Annotated in this window: 2 tRNA genes; both read right to left on the bottom strand. The window is 48.6% G+C overall.

The window, feature by feature from the left end:
* Nucleotides 1-76: 76 nt before the first annotated feature.
* Nucleotides 77-152: transfer RNA gene (locus NTD85_RS10295), tRNA-Ala, on the bottom strand.
* A 9-nt stretch (nucleotides 153-161) separates the two neighbouring features.
* Nucleotides 162-238: transfer RNA gene (locus NTD85_RS10290), tRNA-Ile, on the bottom strand.
* Nucleotides 239-311 lie beyond the last annotated feature (73 nt).

The raw sequence follows: 311 nt of genomic DNA, 5'->3' as shown, positions 1-311 counted from the left end.
GATCTAATCAAAGACTAGAAATCAATATTCACACTGGAATATTCATTTCTAAACTCTAACAAGCAGAAGCAGTTAATGGTGGAGCCAAGCGGGATCGAACCGCTGACCTCCTGCGTGCAAGGCAGGCGCTCTCCCAGCTGAGCTATGGCCCCATACAAAATTGGTGGGTCTGGGCAGATTCGAACTGCCGACCTCACCCTTATCAGGGGTGCGCTCTAACCAACTGAGCTACAGACCCAATTTCGAGCGCGTAACTGATTAGCTAAGAGCTATCAGCTTGGAGCTTAAAGCTGCTTCTATCGTCTTCTTCA

It is taken from the genome of Pseudomonas sp. 13B_3.2_Bac1, from assembly GCF_025466205.1.
In the GTDB taxonomy this organism is placed as follows: Bacteria; Pseudomonadota; Gammaproteobacteria; order Pseudomonadales; family Pseudomonadaceae; genus Aquipseudomonas; species Aquipseudomonas fluorescens_H.
The sequence above is the reverse complement of the archived record's forward strand: the minus strand, read 5'-3'. Positions and strand labels throughout refer to the sequence as shown.